The organism is Bacillus sp. FSL K6-1284, assembly GCF_038002625.1.
Classification (GTDB): Bacteria; Bacillota; Bacilli; order Bacillales; family Bacillaceae; genus Bacillus; species Bacillus paralicheniformis.
The window spans coordinates 2625170-2651488 of sequence record NZ_JBBOCW010000001.1 but is presented as its reverse complement, the minus strand read 5'-3'; the positions used below and the strand labels follow the sequence as shown (position 1 = coordinate 2651488).

The following is a 26319-nucleotide window of genomic DNA, read 5'->3' as shown; positions in this document are numbered from 1 at the left end:
TATGAGAAGCAGCGATTTTATATTGGGAAATTCAATCTGTGACACTTTAAATGATAGAAGTGTAGTTTTGAAAATGAAAATCAGCGTGATAAGAGACGGAAAATTAGAATGATGTTATTTTTTTAGAATAACAAATGGAGCCGTCTGTCTCAATACAAATTAGGAGGCGCCTATGAAAAAAATGTTTTCTATTTTTCAAAATAAAAATTATGCGCTGCTGTTCTTCGCATCCTTTACCTCACAAATGGGAGGGATCATCGGACTCACTGCCCTCTTGTTTTACCTGCTAGACCGTTTTTCCAATCAGCCTGCATATGCCACAATGACCGAGCTGATGCTGTCATTGCCTACATTGGCTGTATTTTTCCTCGTCGGTGTTTTCGCGGATAAGTTTGACCGGCAGAAAATCGCCAAAAACTGCGATTGGATCTGTATGGGACTATCGATTGTATTACTGCTGTCTCTCTATCTTGAATGGATGCCGTTTACATTTGCCGTTCTTTTTTTAAGAAATGCCGTTAAAAGTTTTTTCACCCCTGCCCAAACTTCTCTTATTCAAGGAATATTATCTGAAAACGAATATTCGCTGGCCGTCGGATTGAATCAAATGGTAGCCAGTTTATTTATGCTGTTCGGAAACGGGCTTGGCGTATTTTGTTATTGGACGCTTGGAGTTGAAGGAGCCGTTATGGTTGATGCAGCCAGCTTCGCACTGAGCGGGCTTTTAATTCAAGCCTGCCGGATTTCCGATGCCGTCCGCATGCCAAATGGAAAACATTCCATTAGACAGCTGAATATCGCTGGTATATGGAAAGATTTCACACTTGGTTTTACTTATATTCTCAACCATAAATTGCTGCTTGCCCTCGTGTCCGGATTCGTCCTTTTCGGAGTTGTCAATGGGGGGCTCTCGGTCATGCAGGTGTTTATATTAAAATACAAGCTTGCACCTGTAAACTATGAAGAGATGTCGATTGTACTCGGCATTGTTTTCGGTGCGGGGTTTTTGGCGGGGAGCATCGCCGCATCCTTGCTTTCTCAAAAATTGAAGCTTTATCAACTTTTGATCCTAGCGCTGATTGTTTGCGGATGTGCCACGATTTCCGGCTCCCTGGTTAAAAGTTTGTGGCTGTATATGGTCTGCTCCTGCTTTATCGCGGTTTCGCTTCCAAGCATCAACGTTGCCATCGGAGGGTGGATACCAAACATCGTCAATCCGAAAATGATGGGTAGGGTGCAGGGGTGGATTCATCCGCTTATGATGCTCTCACAGTCGCTGACCCTTCTGTTTATTGCGTGGCTTTACCCGGCATGGATCGCGCTTGAAAGCCTGTATTGGCTAGTCGGGGGAAGCCTGATTGCTGTTGGCGTTTTCTACATGATTATCCTTCCGAAGTTTTTAGCGCTGAATCGGACGGCTGACGTATCTGTCGATTAACGGCTTATTCACCAAAAAATATCTACAACGAAAGGGAATGATAGAAATGAAATTATTTTGCCTGCCTTACGCCGGCGGATCCGAATCTGCATTTTATTCCTGGAAAGGCCATATGCAGCCCGACATTGAGATTTGTCCGATTCAGCTGAAGGGAAGGGGCCGGCGTTTCAACGAGCCTTGTTACGAAAGCCTTGAAGAAGCAGTTCAAGACATTTTTGAGCAGGTTCAAGCTGAACGAAAAGGTGACGACTACGCTCTTTTTGGGCACAGCATGGGAAGCCTTTTGGCATATGAACTTTACTATCAAATGAGCGGGGCGGGAGCTGAAAAACCGGTTCACATTTTTTTCTCGGGCTATAAAGCGCCAAACAGGATCAGAAAGAAAGAAAAACTGCATACCTTGCCCAATCCTATTTTTAAGAAAAAAATTGTCGAGCTCGGGGGAACACCTGAGGAGCTCATCAATCATGAAGAGCTATTTGAATTGTTTATCCCCATTCTCAAAAGCGACTTTAAAATGGTAGAAAACTATATCTATCAAGAAAGAAACAGCAAAATAGATTGCGACATTACCGTTCTCAACGGAAAAGAAGACGCTATGAGCAAGGAAGATGTATCCGATTGGAAACATCATACTTCAGGACACTTTACAGCCTACTACTTTGAGGGGAATCATTTCTTTTTGCACCATCACGTTGAAAAGATCACCGGCATCATCAATCATTCATTGACAGCCAGCCGGACGTTTTAACCTACGATTTCGGCGAGATTCAAGCCCGGGCCTAATCTATTTTTCCTTCCTCCGCCGCTTCGAAAATTACTTTTATTATAATCGGAACAGTGTTTTTTAGGTCTTTTGATCTGGTTTCTGTTTATCTTGTATCATAAATACGTGTTTCGACAATGTAAAATATAAAATATCCAATTCATAAAAAATTAACCATTATTAAACAATATTCCCATGGAAAATAATGATTATTTTTGATAATCTGTTTTCACAAGACGGAGGTTCAATAAAAAATCGGTAAAAGAGCAACTACAGACCAATATTATGGTGAATATTTTATCAAAAAGGAGAATTTTTATATGGTTGCTAAACATTCATTAGAAAATGGGGTATTTCACAAAATGACAGAGAATGAAAAAGAACTGATCCTACATTTTAACAACACAAAGACCGATTATCCAAAAAACAAGACGCTTCATGAGCTTTTTGAGGAACAGGCCATGAAGACGCCTGACCATACGGCTCTTGTGTTCGGTGCTCAGCGCATGACCTACAGAGAGCTGAATGAAAAAGCAAACCAAACCGCGAGACTTCTCAGGGAAAAAGGGATCGGCAGAGGCTCGATTGCCGCGATTATCGCGGAGCGCTCCTTTGAAATGATCATCGGCATCATTGGCATTTTAAAAGCGGGAGGTGCGTATCTGCCGATCGACCCTGAAACGCCGAAAGACAGAATGGCCTTCATGCTCAGCGACACGAAAGCCGCGGTGCTGCTAACGCAAGGAAAAGCGGCAGACGGAATCGATTGTGAGGCTGACATCGTTCAGCTGGACAAAGAGGCTTCAGACGGATTCAGTAAAGAACCGCTCAGTTCTGTCAATGATTCCGGCGATACCGCCTATATTATCTACACATCAGGTTCCACGGGAACGCCAAAAGGCGTCGTCACCCCGCACTACAGTGTCATAAGGGTCGTTCAAAATACCAATTATATCGATATCACAGAAGACGACGTGATCCTCCAGCTGTCCAATTATTCGTTTGACGGATCAGTGTTCGACATCTTCGGCGCTTTATTAAACGGAGCGTCGCTGGTCATGATTGAGAAGGAAGCGTTATTGAACATCAATAGACTTGGAAGCGCTATCAACGAGGAGAAGGTCAGCGTGATGTTCATTACGACGGCACTGTTTAACATAATTGCAGATATTCATGTCAACTGTCTGTCGAATTTACGAAAAATCCTCTTCGGCGGGGAGAGAGCGTCGATTCCGCATGTGAGAAAAGTGCTGAATCATGTCGGCCGGGATAAATTGATTCATGTTTACGGCCCGACGGAAAGCACGGTATATGCGACATATTATTTCATCAATGAAATAGATGAAAAAGCCGATACAATCCCGATCGGCAGCCCGCTGGCGAATACGTCAGTCTTGATCATGGATGAAGCCGGCAAGCTCGTGCCGATCGGGGTTCCCGGAGAGCTGTGCATCGCAGGCGACGGTTTAAGCAAAGGATATTTAAACCGCGAGGAACTGACGGCGGAAAAATTCATCCCGCATCCGTTCATTCCGGGAGAAAGGCTGTACAAGACGGGCGATTTAGCGAAATGGCTGCCTGACGGCAATATCGAATTCATCGGCCGAATCGACCATCAGGTTAAAATCCGCGGCTTCAGAATCGAACTCGGCGAAATCGAAAGCCGGCTGGAGATGCATGAAGACATCAATGAGACGATCGTCATCGTCCGGGAAGACGAAGAAAGCCGCCCGTACATTTGCGCCTATATCACGGCAAATCATGAGATTTCCCTTGATGAGCTGAAAGGATTTTTAGGTGAAAAGCTTCCAGACTACATGATCCCCGCATATTTTGTCAAATTGGACAAGCTGCCCCTCACCAAAAACGGAAAAGTGGACAGAAAAGCCCTGCCTGAGCCGGACAGAACGGCGGGGGCGGAAAACGAATATGAAGCGCCGCGAAATGAAACGGAAGAAAAGCTGGCAGCTGTTTGGCAGGATGTTTTGCACGTTGAAAAAGCGGGCATTCATGATCATTTTGCACAAATGGGCGGACATTCATTGCATGCGATGGAGCTCATCGCCAAAATAAAGGAAAAAATGAATGTTGAAATTCCGCTGCATCAGCTATTTAAGCTTGCAACCATAAAGGAATTGAGCGCTTTTATCGAAGCTAATCAACAAGAAGACAAGGGAGACGGCTTCGTGACAAGGGCTGCCGATCCGGAAAATATCCATGAAACATTCCCGCTTACAGGCATTCAGCTGGCTTATTTAGTTGGAAGAGATGAGTCGTTCGAAATCGGCGGAGTCGCTACGAATTTAACTGTTGAATTTGAAGCTGATGTCGATTTGAATCGATTTCAGCTGACACTGCAAAAATTGATTGACAGGCATCCGATTCTCCGCACGATCGTATTTGAAAACGGAACGCAAAAAATTCTCGAAGCAACACAACGTTATACAATCGAAACTCAGGATTTAAGAGGTTTCACAGAAGAAGAAATCAACGCCAGAATTTTAGAACAGCGGGAGAAGATGACATCAAAGATCATTGATCCAAGTGTATGGCCTTTGTTTGAACTCAAAACGTTTATGCTGCCGGGAGAGAAAAAATATTTTTTCCTCAATGTGGACCCGCTCATTTGCGATGACAGCAGTATGAAACGATTAATCAGGGAGTTTAAACAACTATATGAAAACCCCGGCCTCAAACTGCCTTCACTAGCATACAGCTTCAGAGATTATGTTTTGGCCTCGATCGATTTTAAGCAAACAAGCAGATATCAAAAAGACCAAAAATATTGGCTGGATAAACTGGATCATTTTCCAAGTGCGCCTGAGCTGCCTCTTAAATCAGATCCAGCCCATGTAGCGAAACCTTCGTTCAAGAAGTTTTCAACGTTTTTGGATAGACATACATGGAATGAATTAAAAAAGAAAGCCCGGCATTATCATCTCACGCCAACCTCCGTCCTTTGTGCTGCATATGCCTATATTTTAGCTTATTGGAGCCGGCAAAACCACTTTGCTATCAATTTAACCGTATTTAACAGAATCCCGTTTCATCCGGATGTCAAAAACATGATCGGAGATTTTACCTCTTTAATGCTGCTGGACATCCATGCCGAAGAAAACACGAGCTCTTTCTGGAGATTTGCTTTAAATGTTCAGGACACGCTTTTAGAAGCACTGGAACACAGACATTATGACGGAGTTGATGTGATCAGAAACATCGCCAAAAAGAATGGCATGAATAAAAAAGCGGTCATGCCGATCGTATTCACAAGCGTGCTGAGTGAAAATCCCGACGACTCATTTGACAGTCTTGTCGATTTTGACAACATTCATTTCTTTAGCACGAGAACGTCGCAAGTATACATTGACAACCAAGTATATGAAATAAACGGCGGCCTTTATATTACATGGGACTATGTGGAGCAAATTTTTGAACATGAAGTAATTGAATCGATGTTTGACCAGTATATCGCAGTCATCCAGAAAGCCGTATCCGGCGAGGACGTTTCAACCATCCAAATAAATGAAAAAAGCCGCCAGATGATCAGCGCCTATAATGACACAGATCAATCTTTCGATACCGAGCCCTTGCACGAATTGTTTACCGGCCAGGTTAAACATGGACCTGACAGAGTGGCACTCAAGCATCATGATGAGGTGATGACCTATCAGGAGCTTGACGAAAAATCCAACCAGGTCGCAAGATTTCTCATTGGAAAAGGGGTTGAAAGGGGCGACTATATCGGTGTCATCGGCAAAAGAAGCCTGGGGACGATTGTCAATTTATTGGCTGTATTGAAGACTGGAGCAGCTTATATCCCTCTCGATCCGGATTATCCAGAAGAAAGAAAGGCGTATATCCAATCAAAAAGCAACTGCAAATTCTTCATCAGCCATGACGTGTATGACAAAGAACATATCGAGCGCTTCTCAAAAGCGCCGGTTGACCGAAAAGTCGATTTGGATGACATGGCATATGTCATCTTTACGTCAGGAAGCACAGGCAAGCCAAAAGGCGTTCAGATTACGCATGGTGCCGCAGCGAATACCATTCTCGATATCAATGAAAAATTCAACGTCACAGAACAAGATAACATAATGGGCATTTCCTCATTGTGCTTTGATTTATCTGTTTATGACGTGTTTGGCGCTTTAAGCAGCGGGGCGTCACTTGTCATCATTGATGACCAAAGGGATGTATTCAGTCTGAAAGAGACAGTCGAAAAAGAACGGATTACAATTTGGAATTCTGTTCCGGCGATTATGGGAATGACGGCCGATGTATACCCGGCCAACGAGCTCAATCATCATCTCAGACTCATCCTGCTAAGCGGAGACTGGATACCGCTTCAGCTGCCTGCAACCATAAAGAAGACGTTTAAAAACGCAGAAGTGATTAGTTTGGGAGGCGCAACAGAGGGATCGATCTGGTCGATCTACTATCCGATTCAAAAAGTAGAGGAAGACTGGAAAAGCATTCCTTATGGAAAACCGCTGGCCAATCAAAAAATATACGTATTGAACCAGAATAAACAATTATGTCCCGTCGGTGTCGAAGGAGAGCTGTACATAGGCGGAGCAGGGGTAGCAAGCGGGTATATTCATGATCAAGAAAAAACGGATCATTCATTTATCCATCATCAGGAATTAGGTTACATCTATAAAACGGGTGACTATGGCGTCTTGAAAGAGGACGGTTATGTAGAGTTTCTCGGAAGAAAAGACAGCCAGGTGAAGATCAGAGGCTACAGAGTGGAAATGGGGGAAATTGAAAATACTCTCGTAAGCCATCAGGAGATTACGAAGGCATCGGTTATTGATTACACAAGTCCGGATGGAATCAAAAACTTATACGCTTTTGTTGTAGCAGAGAACGCGATCAGCCAATTAGATGTAAAGGAATTTTTGCAAAAAACGCTGCCTGACTATATGATTCCTGCGAAATTCGTGGAAATTGACAAAATCCCGTTAACTGTAAACGGAAAAGTCGATAAGCGCACGCTCCATGACTTGGCTGAACAGCATACCGCAGATGAAGGTCAACGAGGCGGGTCGATGCTGCCGGAGAATGAAACACAAGCCATGCTTCTGGAGATTTGGAAAGATATATTTGGCCTAGACAGCATCAATCTTCATGTCAGCTATTATGAAATCGGCGGAGACTCACTCAAAGCGATATCCATCATCACGGAAATCAACAAACGAATGAATGTTGAGATGCCGATCAGCGAAATCTTTAAAAATGATTCAATCATCGCTTTGGACCACTATTTGAAAAACAGAGAAGAAAGCGATATGGAACATCCGATTCAAACAGCTCACGAAAAAGAGTATTATCCGACATCCCCTGCCCAACAAAGAATGTATATGCTGTCGATGCTGGAAAATGAAAGGGGAGCTTACCATATTCCGATGGCCCTTCTTGTCGAAGGCCGGATAAACGCCATACAGCTTGAAAACGCATTGAAGACATTTTTGCAAAGACATGAAGTTTTGCGAACCGGGTTTGAAATTCAAAACAATGAACTCATCCAAAAAATTTATGAGAATGTCGAATTCCGCCTCGAATACGAGTGCTTAGACGCTTCAATTACAGATCAGCATGCTTTAATGGAGATCACAAGCAGGTACTGTAAAGAATCCATTAAGCCTTTTGATTTGAGCCGGCCGCCTCTTATGAGGGCCAAGCTGATCAAAATCGACGATATTAGGCATATACTGGTCATAAATTTTCACCACATCATCAGTGACGGGGTTTCTCAAGGGATCCTGATGAATGAAATATTGGAACTTTACAGCAATGTGCCATTGCCGGAAGTAAATGTGCAATATAAAGATTATGTGGAATGGAATCATACATTTAATCAATCAGCCGCGATGAAAAAGCAGGAAGCTTATTGGCTTGACGTTTATCGCGATATACCGTCAAAGCTGGACTTTCCTTATGACTATAAACGTCATCATATCGACACGTTTGAAGGAAGCAGCGTGTTTTTGGAAATGGAGCGGGAGCTGTCAGATCATATAAGGAAGCTGGCGAAACACACCGGAACAACTCTTTATACGGTGATGCTGAGCGCATATTATGTGCTTTTAAATAAATATACAAATCAAACAGATATCGTTGTCGGAACCGCTGCTGCCGGAAGGCTGCATCCTGATCTACAAAATGTATTCGGCGTTTTTGTAAATACACTTGCTTTGCGGAACGAGATTGATACTTCCAACAGCTTTAAAGAATTTTTGCAGCAGACGAAAGAGCGTACGATAGCGGCCTTTGACAATTCCGAGTATCCGTTTGATGATTTGATCCGCAAACTCAATGGTGTACGGGAGTCTAACCGCAATCCTTTGTTCGACACGATGTTTGTTCTGGAAGATGCCAGGATGTTTACCAAACAGAAAGGCGATGTCAAGCTGAGTCCGATCATCTTTGAACTGGACAATGCAAAATTTGACATGATCTTTAATGTGTTGGATTTTGAACAAAAGATCGTATTGAACATTGAATATTCGACAAACCTTTTCAAGGAAGAGACGATTCAAAAGATAGCGGAAGATTATTTCAGGATTTTAGAGGAAGTTTCAGAAAACCTTGATGTTACTTTACATCAAATCGATATGATATCCCGTCAAGAAAAACGGACACTTTTAGAGTCCTTCAACCATACAAAGACGGCATATCCAAAAGGAAAAGCAATCCACCAGCTGTTTGAGGAGCAGGTGAATCAAATACCAGATCACACTGCGGTTGTTTTTGAAGATCAAAAACTGACGTACCGACAGTTGAATGAAAAAGCAAATCAAGTGGCAAGGCTGTTGCGAGAAAAAGGTGTCAAGCCGGATACGCTCGTCGGGATCGTGATGGAGCGGTCGTCCGATATGATTGCAGCGATTCTCGGTGTGCTGAAAGCAGGCGGCGCCTATTTACCGATTGATCCTGAGTATCCTCTGGAGCGGATGAGATACATGGCTTTTGACAGTGAAGTCAAAGTCATCATCTATGACGTTCCGCTGGCCGAGGAGCTTACGGCGGAATCGATCGAGTTGATTCATATGGATGATGAGAGGATTGCCGGGCAGGATCGGTCAAACATTGACAATGTCAATCAAAGCGGCGACCTTGCATATGTCATCTATACGTCGGGTTCAACAGGAAAGCCAAAAGGCGTGATGATCGAGCATCAATCATTGATCAACTTGTGCAGCTGGCATCAATCCTGTTTTGAAGTCGGACAAAACGACAGCAGCTCGATTTATGCGAGCATCAGCTTCGACGCTTTTGTCTGGGAGCTGTTCCCTTATATAACAGCGGGAGCCACCGTTCATGTCCTCAATCAGGAGACAAGGCTGGATGTTGAAAAGCTGAACCGGTATTTTCATAACCATCATATTACGATCAGCTTTTTGCCGACACCAGTCTGCGAACAATTTACAGCGCTTGACAATCATTCGTTAAGAACGCTGTTAACGGGCGGAGATAAATTAAACGTCTTTAAAGAAAAAAGCTATCAAATCGTAAACAACTACGGACCGACGGAGAATACAGTCGTTGCTACAAGTTTTCCAATCGACAAATCGTATCAAAATATTCCGATCGGAAAACCGATCGATAACGTCAAAGTGTATATATTGAACAAAGACCTGCAGCTTTGTCCGCTCGGAGCCAGCGGCGAGCTCTGCATCGCGGGGGAAGGGCTGGCCCGCGGGTATGTAAATAGACCGGAATTGACTCGGGAAAAATTCATCGAAAATCCATTTGTACCCGGGGAAAGAATGTACCGCACAGGTGATCTTGCCAAAATGCTGCCAGATGGAAACATTCAGTTTCTGGGACGGGTTGATCTGCAGGTTAAGATTCGCGGCTATCGGATCGAACCCGGCGAGATCGAGAACCAGCTGCTTAAATATGAAAAGATTGAAGAAGCGGCGGTCATCGCAAGAGAAGACGGAGATCATGACCCGTATCTTTGCGCATATGTAACGGCTAAAAAGGAAGTCGAACAGGAAAAGATCAGAGCGTTTTTAAAGAAAAGCCTTCCGGATTATATGATTCCTCAGCACTTTGTCCAGCTTGACGGGCTGCCGCTTACCGTGAATGGAAAAGTGGACAAGAAAAGCCTTCCGGTTCCGGAACAGAGCGTCACAATGGATCGCTGCTATGAAGCGCCGCGGGATCAGATGGAAGAAAAACTTGTTTCCATATGGGAAGAGGCTTTAGGAATCAATAAAATCGGAATCAACAGCAGCTTCTTTGAAGCCGGCGGGCATTCGCTTAAAGCCGCCGCTTTGGTATCAACTATTCATAAAGAACTGAATGTCAAGCTGCCTTTAAGACAAATATTCGATACCCCGACGATTAAAGGGCTGAGGGAATATATCGGTGCGGCGAAGGAAAGTACTTTTACATCGTTAGGAAAAACGGAAGAAAAACCATATTACCGATTGTCTTCAGCGCAAAAAAGGCTCTATATCCTTTCTCAAGCAGGCAGTCATGTTGCATATAACATGCCTTTTGCCATGACGCTCGAAGGCGATTTTGATATCTGCCGATTTGAGAATACATTAAAAAACATGATCAAAAGACATGAATCATTTCGAACTTCATTTGTCATGATCGACGGTGAGGTGATGCAGCAGATTGAAAAAGAGATCGATTTTCAAGTCGCATACAGTGACATCGGCAAAGAAAGCGCCGAAGAAAAAATCAAAAGCTTCATCAGGCCGTTTCATTTTGAAAAAGCACCGCTTTTAAGGGCGGAGGTCGTCAAAGTGAATGAACGTGAGCACTTGCTGATGTTCGATATGCACCATATCATTTCCGATGGCGTGTCCACCGACATCTTCGTTCAAGAGCTGGGAGCGCTGTATGAAGGGAAATCACTGGAACCGTTCGATATTCAATATATAGATTACGCAGAATGGGAAAATAGCCATGCCCGCAGCGATGAGCTGAAAAGACAGGAAGAATACTGGCTGAAGACGTATAAAGGCGATATCCCGGTCCTTGATCTCCCGACAGATCATAAAAGGCCGCTGACGAAAAGCTCTGAAGGTGACACCGTCACTGCAGCAATCGAAAGTGAAACATTCCGCAAGCTTCAGCATATGGCGAAAGAAAACGGCGTTACGATGTACATGCTTCTGTTGGCCGGTTATACAGCACTGCTTTCCAAATATACAGGTCAGGAAGATATCATCGTCGGGACTCCGGCTGCAGGGAGAAATCATGAGGATATTCAACATCTCATCGGCATGTTTGTCAATACCTTGGCGATCAGAAACCATCCGGAAGGGAAAAAGACTTTCAGACATTATTTGCAAGAGGTAAAAGAAAACACGCTTCAGGCTTATGAAAACCAGGATTATCCGTTTGAAGAGCTTGTAGAAAAAGTAAACATCAAACGGGACATGGCCCGAAACCCGCTCTTTGATACGATGCTCGTGTACCATAACACAGACGTAAAGCCGTTTGAAGCAGAGGGGCTGAGAAGCAGGCTGGTGGAGATCAAGCGCGGCATTTCCAAGTTTGACATCACAGTGACTGCGAGTGAAGCGGCAGACGGATTAAGATTGGAAGTTGAGTATTCAACGACGCTATTCAACAAGGAAAGAATGGAAAGACTATCTGAACACCTGATCAGCTTGTTGGAACAAGCGGCGGATCATCCGGACATTGCCATCAATCAGATAGATGTCCTGACAAAGGGTGAAAGACATCGGGTTCTGTATGATTTTAACCGAACAGACGGTGTGTTCTGCAAAGAGATGACGATACCGGAGCTGTTTGAAAAGCAGGCGGAAAAAACGCCTGATCATCCGGCGGTTGCCTTCGGGGATGAAACGATTTCTTACAGGGAGCTGAATGAAAGGGCGAACAGCCTGGCTTTCACCTTGCGTCAAAAAGGAGTAGGCCCTGATGTGATAGCAGGGATTCTCACAGAACGGTCAATCGAAATGATCGTCGGTATTATGGGTATTTTGAAAGCTGGCGGAGCCTATCTGCCAATCGATCCGGCGTATCCGCAGGAAAGAATAAGCTACATGTTAAAAGACAGCGATGTCAGCGTATTATGCGCGGCAGGCGATGTGGATCTGGGTGAAGCTTATGCCGGAGACATCATCCGGATTGATCAAACCGGACAAAATGACCACGTGGAAAACCTTAAGCATGACATCAAGCCGGAGCATTTGGCATATGTCATCTATACATCGGGATCCACTGGACAACCGAAAGGCGTCATGATCGAGCATCATAGTGTGAACAATCTTGTTCATGGATTAAATGAAAGAATTTACCATCATCTCGATGCTCATTTAAATGTAGCACTGGTTGCGCCTTATATATTTGATGCCTCTGTCAAACAAATATTCGCAGCGCTTCTCTTCGGGCATACCCTTTGCATCGTCCCGCGCGAGACAGCTTGGGATGCGATGAGTTTAATTGAGTATTATTCGAAAAACAACATCAATGTATCGGACATGACGCCTGCTCATTTAAACATGCTGGCGTATGTAGACAAAACGGAACTCGAATTCGATCTGAAGGAATTGATTGTCGGCGGAGATGCTTTAACACCTGATGTCATAGGCGGCCTATTTCATAAATTCCCGAATCTGTCATGCAATATCACGAATGTATACGGCCCGACAGAGTGCTGTGTTGATGCTGCTTCACATCAAATCGAATCGGGAAAAGTGCCGCAAACACCGTCCATTCCGATCGGCAGACCGCTTCTCAATACAAGCATCTATATTGTGGACAAAGACCTCCGCCCTCTGCCGGTTGGGATTGCCGGAGAACTATGCATAGCAGGCGAAGGGGTTGCCAGAGGGTATGTAAACAGACCTGAGCTTACGGCGGAAAAGTTTGTCGACCATCCATTTGAGCCGGGCAAAAAAATGTACAAAACCGGAGATTTGGCGATGTGGCTTCCTGATGGACAGATTGAGTTTTTGGGACGCGCCGATCATCAAGTGAAAATCCGCGGCTATCGAATAGAGCTTGGCGAAGTGGAACAGCAGCTCTTGTCACATGAGAAGATTAAAGAAGCGGCGGTGATCTCAGGAAAGGATCAAAACGGCAACAGCTATTTATGCGCCTATTTCGCGTCTGATCAGGAATTGCCTGCAGCTAATGTACGACAATTTCTTGAAAGGGAAATGCCTGATTATATGATTCCGTCCTATTTTGTTAAGCTTGACAGGCTCCCGCGCACCCCAAGCGGTAAAGTGGATAGAAGCGCACTGCCTGAGGCGGACGGAAATTTAATAGAAGGAACTCGGTACGATCCGCCCCGAAATGAAATCGAACGAAAACTCGTGCAAGTCTGGAGAGAGATTCTCGGTGCCGAGGACATCGGGATCAGCCACCATTTCTTTGCGGCAGGGGGAGACTCGATCAAGGCGCTCCAGATCGTTTCCAGGCTGGCAAAGATGAACCTGAAACTTGAGATGAAGGCGCTGTTCGCCAATCCGAAAATAAAGGATCTCAGCCGATTGATCACAGAAGAAACGAGACATCGCAAACATAACAAACCCGTTACAGGTGAGACGGAACTGCTTCCTATCCAAAAGAGATATTTTGCGAACAACAAAGAGGAGCTTGACCACTTCAACCAGTCATTTATGCTCTTTAGAAAAGACGGCTATGACGAAAACATCGTCAGAACAGCCTTCAATAAAATACTGGAGCAGCATGACGCGTTAAGGATGATCTATGAAGAAAAAGACGGAGACATCATTCAATACAACAGAGGCTATCGTGAAAACTTGTTCGACCTGGATGTTTATGATGTAAGAGGCCTTGACAATCAAGCGGAAAAGGTGTTTGAGCTGGCGACAGGCATTCAAAAAAAATCATCGATTAGAAAAGGAAAACTCGTTCATCTTGGCATCTTCCGGGCTGATGAGGGCGATCACCTGCTCATTGCGATCCATCATCTTGTCGTTGACGGCGTATCGTGGAGAATTTTGTTCGAGGATTTTGAAACATTGTACCTTCAGGCATTGAAAGGCGAACCTCTCGACATCGGATATAAAACGGATTCATACCAAGAGTTCGCCCGTCAATTGAAGAAGTATGCCCAAAGCCGCAGGCTGTTAAAGGAAAGGGAGTATTGGCAAAAGGCCCTGGAAGCGGATGCTCCATTTATTCCTGCTGAAAAGCTTGAACGAGACACGTTTGAACACAGCGCGACCTTGTGCATCAGAATCAGCCCAGACGTGACAGCAAAACTTTTGCGAAACGCAAACAAAGCCTACAACACGGAAATCAACGATATTTTGCTGACGGCATTAATCGCCGCAGTCAGGGATATCACCGGAGAAAACAAATTGAAGGTCATGATGGAAGGGCACGGCAGGGAGGACATCTTAGACGGTGTTGACATCACGAGAACGATCGGCTGGTTTACGACGGTTTATCCGGTCTTGATCGATTTGGGAGAAGAAAAAGAAATATCGCAAAATATCAAAATGGTCAAAGAAACGTTGAGAAAAATACCGAATAAAGGAATCGGCTACGGCGTTTTAAAATACATGACAGAAGAGCTTCAGAAAATACAAACTCAGGCTCCGCTTTCTTTTAACTATTTTGGAGAAATGAACAATGATATGAATAGAAAAGTATTTTCCCAGTCGCCATTTTCGCCGGGAGAAAGCATCGGCGGAAAAATCGTAAGGCACTGCGCCGTCGAAATGAATGCGATCTCTTTAAACGGCGAATTGACAATCTATACGACGTTCAACCAGGATCAATACCAAACAAGCGCAATCGAACAACTCAATCAATCATTCAAAGAAAACCTGGAAAAGATCGTCGATCATTGCGTTGATAAAGAAGGATCGGACATGACGCCTTCCGATTATGGCGATGTCTCACTTGGTCTTGAAGAGCTGGAGCGTATTAAAGATAAGTACAGCGCTTTTCAAATCGAAAAGATCTATCCGCTGGCCAACATGCAAAAAGGAATGCTATTTCATAACGCTATGGATCAGACATCAGGGGCATACCTCCAGCAAATTGTCATCGAATTAAAAGGACGTGTCCATCCGGACATTTTAGAAGAAAGTTTTCACGAGATCGTGAAGAGGCATGAAATCTTAAGGGCGTCTTTTGAATATGAAATCACAGCCGAACCGAGACAGATTATAGCTAAAGAACGGAAAACGCCTTTCGCATCAATAGATCTGACAGGCGAAAATCGGACTCGCCAGCATAGGTTCATAGAAACATATTTAAAAGAAGATCAGGAAAAAGGCTTTGATCTGAGCAGTGAAGCCCTCATGAGGGTTTGTTTGATCAGAATGAATGATGAATCGTATCGGCTGATTTGGAGTCATCACCACATCCTGCTGGACGGCTGGTGTCTGGGTATTGTTTTGAGCGAGCTGTTCAGTCTATATGGAAAAATAATGAAAGGTGAATCCCGCCGATTAAAAGAGCCGAAGCCGTATGGAGACTATATCAAATGGCTGGAAAAGCAGGATAAAGAAGAAGCGGCGGCATACTGGAAGGATTATCTAAAAGGGTATGAGACGCGGGCTGAACTTCCATCATTCAATCGCGGCGCAACGTCAGAAGAATATGGCGGCAAAGAAAAAGTCATATCGTTTTCAAAAGAACTGACAACGAAAATCACCCGGATCGCCAAGAAGCATCATGTCACCATCAATACGGTTCTTCAAGGAATTTGGGGCATGATTCTCGCCAAATACAACAATACCGATGAAGTCGTATTCGGAACCGTCGTCTCGGGGCGGGAGGCTCCTGTTGACGGCATCGAAGAGATGGTCGGCTTGTTTATTCATACAATACCGACCCGTGTCAGCTTTGAAGGCGCAAGAAGCTTTAAAGACGTGTTAAAGAAAACACAAGCCGAGTCTATCGAAAGCAATCGATACAGCTATATGAATTTATCGGAAATTCAGGAACTGAGTGAAATGAAAAGAGAGCTGATCACCCATGTCATGGCCTTTCAAAATTATGCGTTTGATGAAGAGCTGTTCAGAAGCCAATCCGGGGAAACCGGTTTTGAACTGGAAGGTGTTCATGGAAAAGAACAAACCAACTATGATTTTAATCTGACCGGCGTTTTAGAAAATGAGCAGCTGAAGCTCAAATTGACATTTAATGAAAATGTGTATGACAACACCATCATCGAAACACTAGAAAAGCATATCATCACCGTTGCAGAACAAGTGGCGGAAGATGAGACACAAACATTACGAGACATCAACCTTGTGTCAAAAGAAGAAAAACACAGGATTTTACACATATTCAACGACACAAAAACGGGTTACCCGAAAGACAAGCCGCTTCATGAGCTCTTTGAGGAACAGGCCATGAAGACGCCTGACCATACGGCTCTTGTGTTCGGCGGCGGGCGCATGACCTACAGAGAGCTGAATGAGAAAGCAAACCAAACCGCGAGACTTCTCAGGGAAAAAGGGATCGGCAGAGGCTCGATTGCCGCGATCATCGCGGACCGCTCCTTTGAAATGATCATTGGCATCATCGGTATTTTAAAAGCGGGAGGCGCGTATTTGCCGATCGATCCTGAAACGCCTAGGGACAGAATCGATTATATGTTGATAAATAGCGGTGCGGCATTGTTAGTAACAACAGATTCGCTTCTTCAACCTTTTGATATAAAAACCGTTGATTTGCGTTCGGACGAGTTGCACTTACTAGGCGAAGAGAATCTTCCGCGTGTGAATCGCTCAAGCGATACAGCGTACATCGTCTACACGTCCGGCTCAACCGGAACACCAAAAGGAGTGGTCATCCCGCATTACAGTGCGGCAAGAGTCGTTAAAAACACCAATTATATCGACATCACAGAAGATGACGCCATTCTTCAGCTGTCGAACTATTCGTTTGACGGATCGGTGTTCGACATCTTCGGCGCTCTCTTAAACGGAGCCTCACTTGTCCTGATCGAAAAAGAGACGGTCTTGAATACACATGAGCTGGCCGAAGTGATTGAGAAAGAACGAGTCAGCGTGATGTTCATTACGACGGCGCTGTTCAATACGCTCGCCGACATCAATATCGGCTGTCTCGCCAAGCTGCGGAAAATCCTCTTCGGCGGGGAAAGAGCGTCGATACCGCATGTGAGAAAAGTGCTGGATCATGTCGGCCGGGATAAATTGATTCATGTTTACGGCCCGACGGAAAGCACGGTGTATGCTACGTATTACTTCATCAATGAAATAGATGAAAAAGCCGATACAATCCCGATCGGCAGCCCGCTGGCGAATACGTCGGTTTTGATCATGGACGAAGCCGGCAAGCTCGTGCCGATCGGGGTTCCCGGAGAGCTGTGCATCGCAGGCGATGGTTTAAGCAAAGGATATTTAAACCGCGAGGAGCTGACGGCGGAAAAATTCATCCCGCATCCGTTCATTCCGGGAGAAAGGCTGTATAAAACGGGCGATTTGGCGAAATGGCTGCCTGACGGCAACATCGAATTCATCGGCCGAATCGACCACCAGGTGAAAATCCGCGGTTTCAGGATCGAACTCGGCGAAATCGAAAGCCGGTTGGAGATGCATGAAGACATCAACGAGACGATCGTTACCGTCAGAGAAGACGGAGAGAACCGCCCGTACATTTGCGCTTATATCACGGCAAAGCGTGAGATTTCCCTTGATGAGCTGAAAGGGTTTTTAGGTGAAAAGCTCCCGGATTATATGATTCCCGCCTATTTCGTGAACATGGACAAGCTGCCGCTCACCAAAAACGGGAAAGTGGACAGAAAAGCCTTGCCTGAGCCAGACAGAAGCGCAGGAACTGAAGCGGAGTACGAAGCGCCAAGAAACTATGTCGAACAGCGCATCATTTCCATCTTGGAGGACGTACTCGGAACAGAGCGGATGGGTATTTCCTGCCATTTCTTCGACAAGGGGGGGAATTCGCTGAAAGCGATGCAAGCTGTCCATTCCATTAACAAAACGTTTGGCATTGATATGAGGATCAGCACGTTCTTTAAACATCCGACTGCAAAATCATTAGCGCGTTTTGTATTAACCGCTGAAGCCGAATCGGCCGTTAGTGAGGAGTACGCGGAAGAGGAAGTGTGATGAAATTGCACTGTACAATCTATCATTTGAAATGATAGATTGTACAGCTGCCCCATTTTCCGCAAAAAAACCGATTCTGATATTGGCCGCAAGTCTGACGAATGGAGTGAGATGAGTATGAGCATAATGGACTTCATAAATGATTTGAAAAAGAAAAATATCACCTTATACCATAACAAGGGAAAAATCAAAATCATCGGTCCTCAAGAATTATTGACGGCTGACTTAAAACAGCAAATCAAGCGGTATAAAGAAGACATCATCGCCGCGCTGGAAGCGGGCGAAACGGACATTGAGCGAAGCTTTCCGAAAGCGGCACCGTCTAAAAGCGGAACCTATCCTTTGTCAAGGGAACAAAAAAGGATGTTCATTTTAAATCAACTTGATGACAGCAAAACGGCCTATAACATGCCGCTGGCGGTAAAAGTAAAGGGTGAAGTTCAAATCAGCCGAATTGAACAGGCATGGAAAGCGCTCATCAAAAGGCATGAATCGTTAAGAACTTCTTTTGTCATGCTCAATGGCGAACCGGTGCAGAAAATCGAACAGGAAGCCGAGTTCCGACTTGAATACAGCGAGTTGGGGGATCAAAGCATTCAGGAGAAGATCAGCCGTTTCATCAAACCTTTTCAATTAGAAAAAGCCCCGCTTTTAAGAGCGGAAATCGTAAAAGTGGATGAAGCTGAGCATATGATGATCGTTGATATGCATCATATCATTTCAGACGGCGTCTCTATCGGAATATTAATGAAGGAATTCGCCGACTGCTGTGAAGGCAAAGAATTACCTCCGGTGGCGGTTCAGTATAAAGATTATTCAGAGTGGCAGAGAGACATCGAGCAGCAGAGCCGGTTGAAGAAGCAGGAAGCGTATTGGCTTAACACCTTCCGGGAAGACATTCCGGTATTGAATATGCCGCTTGATTTTCCGAGACCGAAAATCCGAAGCTTTCAAGGAAACAGAACGGTTGTGGAATTGGATCAGGACACCACAAAAAAACTGAAGACGATAGCAGCAAAAAACGGCGTTACGATGTACATGCTTCTTTTGGCAGGCTACACCATTCTGCTGTCAAAATACACCGGACAAGAGGATATCATTGTCGGCTCGCCGATTGCCGGAAGACCGCATGCCGATTTAAACGGGACAATCGGGATGTTTGTCGGCACCCTTGCGCTGAGAAACCGGCCAAAGGGGAACATAACATTTAGCGAATATATCCAAACGGTCAAAAACAATACGTTGAACGCCTATGAAAATCAAGATTATCAATTTGATGCATTAATCGAACATCTGGGCTTGACACAGGACATGAGCAGAAATCCGCTGTTTGATACGATGTTTGATCTGCAGCATGCGGATGATTTCGCATCTGAAGCCGGCGGGGGGCATTTTGACACGTATGATATTCCATTTCATGTCGCGAAATTCGATGTAAGCCTGACGGCATTTTTGCATGGAGACAACCTGAAATTTGATTTCCAATATTGCACGGATCTGTATAAAAAAGAAACGATTGAAAGAATGGCCGGACATTTTTTGAATGTTTTAAAAGACGCTGCTCATCACCCTGAACTGGCGTTAAGCGAGATTAGGATGATGTCGGAAGAGGAGAAAGACATCATCTTACATACATTCAATCATGAGAAGACAGATGGTCCGAAAAACAAGACACTCAGCCGGCTGTTTGAAGAGCGGGCTGAAAAAACACCCGATCACACCGCTGTTATATTCGAAGATCAGCAATTGACATATAGAGAGCTGAACGAAAAAGCCAACCAATTGGCCTGGCTTTTAAGAGAGAAGGGCGTAAAGCCGGATACAATTGTCGCGATCATGACAGACCGTTCACTAGAGATGATCATTGGGATTATCGGAATTTTAAAAGCCGGTGGAGCCTATCTGCCAATTGATCCTGATTATCCGGAGGACAGAGTCAAATATATGCTGGAAGACAGCGGAGCTGATATGGTCGTTATCCAGGACCCCTTTAAATCAAAAATAGACGGACGTCAACTGATCACCACCGAAGATACCCGATCTTTCAGCAAAGAAAATCTCCCAAATGTCAACAAGTCTTCTGATTTGGCATATGTGATTTATACTTCGGGTTCTTCAGGCAGGCCGAAAGGCGTCATGACGACTCACCGCAATGTCGTTCATTATGTTGATGCTTTTACGAAAAGGATTCCTTTGAGCGAAGATGATACAGTTTTGCAAGTCGTATCCTTTTCATTTGATGCATTTTCTGAAGAAGTCTACCCTATTTTAGCTTGCTCAGGGCGCTTGGTGATCAGCAGAAAAGTAAGCGATCTGAACATTGATGAACTGGTGAAAACGATCGGGAAGCATCGTGTCACACTTGTCAGCTGCTCCCCGCTTCTATTGAATGAAATCGATAAAAATCAGCACTTAACCCTTCATCCGCAGATGAAATTTGTCAGTGGAGGCGACGTATTAAAATTTGAGTACGTCGAAAACATCATCAAAGGCGCCGACGTTTACAATTCTTACGGTCCCACGGAAGCGACAGTTTGTGCAACCTATTATCAACTAATCAGCGCAGACCGCAAAAAAACGAGCATTCCTATCGGCAAGCCTTTAAGCCATTATAAGGTATACATTGCAGATCAATACGGCCGGCCGCAGCCGGTTGGAGTACCGGGTGAACTGCTGATCGGCGGCGAAGGGGTCGCAAGGGGATACTTGAATCATGAAACATTGACAAAAGCGGCATTTGTGCTGGATGAGTCAGGCGAGAGAGTATATCGTACAGGCGATTTGGCAAGATGGCTGCCTGACGGAAACATCGAGTTTTTAGGCAGAATCGACAGCCAAGTCAAAATCCGCGGTTATCGGATCGAACTGGAAGAAATCGAACACCGGTTGTTGATGAACGACGATATCAATGAAGCCATCGTGGTGGCGAAGGAAGATCGGGAAAACAGCAAATATTTATGCGCCTACATCACATTCAAAAACAAAGACGCAGATATTGAGCAGGTTCAAGAACGTTTGGCGATGGACCTTCCGGAGTATATGATTCCGTCCTGCTTTATCAAGCTTGAGCAAATTCCCCGCACGATCAATGGAAAGGCTGATCTTAAGGCATTGCCGGAGCCGGATCGAAAAGCATTAGCCCAAGCCCGCTACGAAGCCCCGCGCAATCAAACGGAAGCCTTACTTTTATCGATCTGGCAGGATATCTTGCCAGCGGAACAGATCGGGATTAACGACCATTTCTTTGACATCGGCGGACACTCATTAAAAGCTTTTTCAATGGGCGCGAAAATTCAATCGGCATTAAAAGTCGAAGTGACGCTAAAGGAAATCTTCAGTCATCTGACGATTAAAGACATCGCAGCTTATATCGAACAAAAACAAAAACAAGTTCAATCCGACATACAAAAAGCGGAAAAGAAAGAATACTACCCGCTTTCTTCCGCTCAAAAAAGGCTGTACATTCTCAATCAGATCGAAGAAGGCCAAACCGCCTACAACATGCCTTTCGCGATGAAAATAAGAGGTGAGCTCCAAACGGAAAAGGCCGAGAAGGCCTTCAGAATGCTAATCAAAAGACATGAGAGTTTAAGAACATCCTTTTCCACCGTCAATGGCGAACCCGTTCAGAATATAAACGAAGAGGTCACATTTGAAATGAAATACCGGGAGCTTGACAATTGCAGCCTTCGGGAACGGATGAATCAATTTATCAGACCGTTTGACCTGGAAAAAGCCCCTCTTTTGAGAGCGGAGCTGGTGAGGGTGAACGCAGCCGAACATATTCTGCTGCTTGATATGCACCATATTATTTCCGATGGCGTGTCAATCGGGATCTTGATGAAAGAATGGGCGGCTTTATATGAAGAAAAGGAACTTGCACCGTTAAAGATCCAATATAAAGATTATTCCGAGTGGCAGCGAGAGTCCTGTCAAAAAGACCGGTTGAAAAAACAGGAAGAATACTGGCTATCCGTTTTTCAAGACGACATCCCTGTTCTGAACATGCCGACAGACTTTCCAAGGCCGCAAATGCAAAGCTATGAAGGAGATCGAATCGCATTTGCAATCGAAAGAGAGCTGACGGATAAGCTGAAAAAAACAGCGAAAGAAAACGGAGTCACGATGTATATGCTGCTGTTGTCCGGGTATACAATACTGCTTTCGAAATACACCGGACAGGAAGATATCATTGTCGGTTCGCCGATTGCGGGGCGAACCCGGGAGGAGTTGGAACAGACGGTCGGGATGTTCGTAGGCACCCTTGCGATGAGGAACCATCCAAAAGGCGGCAGGACATTCATTGAGTATCTGCAAGATGTAAAAGAAAATACGTTAAACGCCTATGAAAATCAAGATTATCCTTTCGATGAACTCGTAGACAAATTAGATTTGGAACGGGACATCAGCAGAAATGCCTTATTTGACACAATGTTTGATATGCAGGCGCTGGATGATGCAGAGCCTGATATAGAGGGATTGCATGTGGAACCCGTTGATTTGGAGTTTCAGATTTCAAAATTCGATTTGTCGCTGGCAGCAGCAGAGTCCGCAGGCGTCATTACGTTTCACCTGGAATTCTGCACAAGGCTGTATAAAAAAGAAACCGCCGAAACGCTGGCGCAGCATTTCGTGAATATCCTAAGAGATATTTCCGATCACCCGCAGAAGACATTAAACGAAATCAGCATGCTTTCAGAAGAACAAAGAAACACAGTGTTGTATCAATTTAATGATACGAAGGCCGAACACCCGGCAGGGATTTTTTCTGAGCTGTTTGAAGAGCAGGCCGAAAAATCACCGAATCATCCGGCGGCGGTCTTCAAAGATCATATGTTGACATACCGCGAATTAAATGAAAAAGCGAATCAATTGGCCAGAACATTGCGGAAAAAAGGGGTTCAGCGGGAGTCAGTAGTCGGAATTATGGCGGAGCGTTCGTTGGAAATGGTGACAGGCATATTGGCGGTTCTAAAGGCCGGCGGGGCGTACATGCCGATCGATCCGGGGCTTCCGAAAGAGCGCATTCAATATCTTATCACGGATAGCGGAGCTGATCTATTGCTGACCCAGCATCAGCTTATTGGCAGCATCAGCTTTGCCGGAGAAATCATCCAAATCGATCAGGCCGATGCTTACGACACGGATGGAAGCAATCTGGAGCATCTTAATTCCCCCGGTGATTTGGCATACGTCATCTATACCTCGGGTACGACGGGAAACCCGAAAGGCGTGATGGTCGAGCACCGCAATATCATTCATTCCCACTATACTTGGAGAAAGCACTATGAATTGGCATCATTTTCAGTTAACCTGCTCCAGCTTGCCAGCATGTCGTTTGATGTATTCGCGGGAGATTTATGCCGCAGTCTTCTCAACGGCGGAACAATGTATATGGTCCCGGATGATGTCAAACTGGAAATGAATCTGCTGTATGACATGATCAACAAATACGGCATTCATATGTTGGAATCGACGCCAAGCCTGATCATTCCTTTGATGAAATATATCGATCATCACAAGCTTGACCTTTCAAGCATGAAGCTGTTGATCATGGGTTCTGACACGTGCACGATCAAAGATTATAAGTGGCTCGTTGAACGGTTCGGACAAAGGATGAGAATCATCAACAGCTATGGCGTCACAGAAGCTTCTGTCGATTCCGGCTATTATGAAGAAGCTTTGGATCGGATTCCAGAGATTGCGAATACGCCGATAGGAAAGCCGCTGGACAATACCGCATTTTATATATTGGATTCCTCATTAAACCCGCAGCCGGTCGGCGTTTATGGTGAGTTGTACATCGGCGGTGAAGGGGTCGCGAGGGGATACTTAAACAAACCGGAACTCACGAAGGAAAGGTTTGTTCCAAATCGTTTTGCCGCCGGGGGGAAGATGTATAAAACGGGAGACTTGGCAAGGTGGCTGCCTGATGGAAATGTCGAATTCCTCGGGAGAATCGATCACCAAGTCAAGATTCGCGGTTTCAGAATAGAAACAGGCGAAATTGAAACGAAGCTTTTGGAAAATCAAAACATCAGCGAAGCTGTCGTTATAGACCGGGAAGACAAGAAAGGACATAAGTACCTGTGCGCCTATATTGTCGCTCGAGCGAAAACAAACGCAAATGAACTGAGGGAATATTTGTCCGATCATTTACCGGATTATATGCTCCCTTCCTATTTTATTCAAATCAACAAGATGCCCCTCACGCCAAACGGAAAGATCGATCGAAAAGCGCTTCCTGAACCTGCCGGAGACGCCATAGCGGCAAGCGGATATAAAGCGCCGCGCAATGAAACGGAAGAAAAGCTGGCCGCTGTTTGGCAGGAGGTGCTGGACAAGGACAAAATCGGAATCAACGATAATTTTTTTGAAATCGGGGGAGATTCAATTAAGGCTCTGCAAATCGTTTCAAAATTATCAAGAGCCGATCTCAAGCTTCAGGTTAAAGATCTGTTTACCAATCCGTCCATCAGACACCTCAGTAAATATGTCAAAAAAGAAACGAAAGCTCGCACCAGCGAAATCGTGCAAGGGCAAGTGCCGCTGACTCCTGTGCAAAGGTCGTTTTTTGAAGCGAATCAAAGGGAGCAAAACCATTATAATCAAGCGTTTATGCTCTACAGGGAAAACGGGTTTGCTGAAAGGATCGTCGAAAAGGTTATCCGTAAACTCACAGAACACCATGATGCATTACGGATGGTCTATCGGGAGAAGAACGGTGAAATCATTCAGCATAACCGCGGCTTGGAAGACAGCGTCTTCGATCTGAATGTCTATGATTTGAAAACGGAAAAAAATCTCGAGGAAACTGTTTATCAGATAGCGACGAATATTCAAAAAGACATATCCATCAGCGAGGGCAAAATGATCAAGCTCTGCGTGTTTAAAACAACTGAGGGAGACCATCTGCTGATTGCGATCCATCACCTTTTGGTAGACGGCGTGTCCTGGAGAATATTGTTCGAGGATTTTGAAGCGGCATACGGTCAAGCCCTGCAAGGCAAACCGATAGAGCTCGGTTATAAAACGGATTCGTACAAAACGTTTTCCGAAAAACTGGCTGAGTACGCAAGCAGCAAAAAGCTCCTGAAAGAACAAGAATATTGGCGGGAGATATCCAAAGGAAAGATGGCATTCCTCCCTAAACATCGCCAAGCGGCACATGATAACTATGAAAATAGCAGAACACTCAGAATATCCCTCAGCCAAATGGAGACGGAACAGCTCCTGAAAGATGCGCATAAAGCATACAATACGCAGATTAATGATCTCCTTTTAACGGCTTTGTTGATCGCCTCAAGGCAGCTGACGGGGGAAAACAGGCTGAAAATTCTTATGGAAGGCCATGGAAGAGATGATATTTTGCAAGATGTGGATATTACGAGAACGGTCGGCTGGTTCACCGCAATGTATCCGGTATTCATCGACTTAGAAGATGAAACAGACTTGTCTGTGATGATTAAGATCGTGAAAGAAACTTTGCGGAAAATACCGAATAACGGAATCGGATACGGCATCCTCAAGTATTTGAGAAAAGACGAAGGGCTTATAAAGGATGAAAAGCCTCCGATCTTATTCAATTATCTTGGTGAGCTCGATCATGATCTGACGACTGAACAATTTTCATCGTCAAAGCTTTCAACAGGTCAAAGCATCGGAGAAAAAAGTGCAAGAGATGCTTCTGTTGAAATCGATTCAGTTGTTGTCGGCAGGCAATTGATGATCAGTACGACATTTAACGAATACGAGTATTCTCCAGATACGATCAGCGAATTGAATCAAGCATTCAAAGAAAGTTTGCAAATGGTCATCAGCCATTGTACGGGCAAAAATGAAACCGAAAAAACGTCCTCTGACTACGGTTATGACAAACTCTCGTTGGAAGATCTTGAAGAATTATTAAATGAATATGAATCTATCGACAGCTAGATATCATGAAAAAAGCTAAAGAAGCCCCCTTGAAATGGTTAACCTGCTGCTTAAAAATGGGCGGCCCATGTGGATCTGAAAACAAAAGGAATTCT

Annotated in this window: 4 protein-coding genes; all 4 read left to right on the top strand. The window is 44.7% G+C overall.

Annotation, left to right across the window (positions count from 1 at the left end; genetic code table 11):
- Window positions 1–172: 172 nt before the first annotated feature.
- The 4 genes from MHB72_RS13495 (at window position 173) to bacB (ending at window position 26224) form a co-directional block, all read left to right on the top strand.
- The gene (locus MHB72_RS13495; protein WP_095291177.1) at window positions 173–1438 is read left to right on the top strand and encodes an MFS transporter; all 1266 of its coding nucleotides are present in this window, start codon (window positions 173–175) and stop codon (window positions 1436–1438) included.
- Between the two features lie 46 nt (window positions 1439–1484).
- The gene (locus MHB72_RS13490; RefSeq protein ID WP_025811196.1) at window positions 1485–2189 is read left to right on the top strand and encodes a thioesterase II family protein; all 705 of its coding nucleotides are present in this window, start codon (window positions 1485–1487) and stop codon (window positions 2187–2189) included.
- Between the two features lie 335 nt (window positions 2190–2524).
- A complete protein-coding gene (bacA, locus tag MHB72_RS13485; protein WP_216920118.1) occupies window positions 2525–18289 on the top strand; it encodes a bacitracin non-ribosomal peptide synthetase BacA in 15765 nt (5254 codons plus the stop codon).
- Between the two features lie 117 nt (window positions 18290–18406).
- Window positions 18407–26224: a bacitracin non-ribosomal peptide synthetase BacB gene (gene bacB, locus MHB72_RS13480; RefSeq protein ID WP_216920121.1), complete on the top strand. Its 7818-nt coding sequence runs from the start codon at window positions 18407–18409 to the stop codon at window positions 26222–26224.
- The last annotated feature ends 95 nt before the right edge of the window (window positions 26225–26319 follow it).

Bases quoted from the DNA above. Each gene is read 5' to 3' on its own strand.
- bacA (WP_216920118.1), top strand. From the start codon at position 2,525: ATGGTTGCTAAACATTCATTAGAAAATGGGGTATTTCACAAAATGACA.
- bacB (WP_216920121.1), top strand. From the start codon at position 18,407: ATGAGCATAATGGACTTCATAAATGATTTGAAAAAGAAAAATATCACC.
- MHB72_RS13490 (WP_025811196.1), top strand. From the start codon at position 1,485: ATGAAATTATTTTGCCTGCCTTACGCCGGCGGATCCGAATCTGCATTT.
- MHB72_RS13495 (WP_095291177.1), top strand. From the start codon at position 173: ATGAAAAAAATGTTTTCTATTTTTCAAAATAAAAATTATGCGCTGCTG.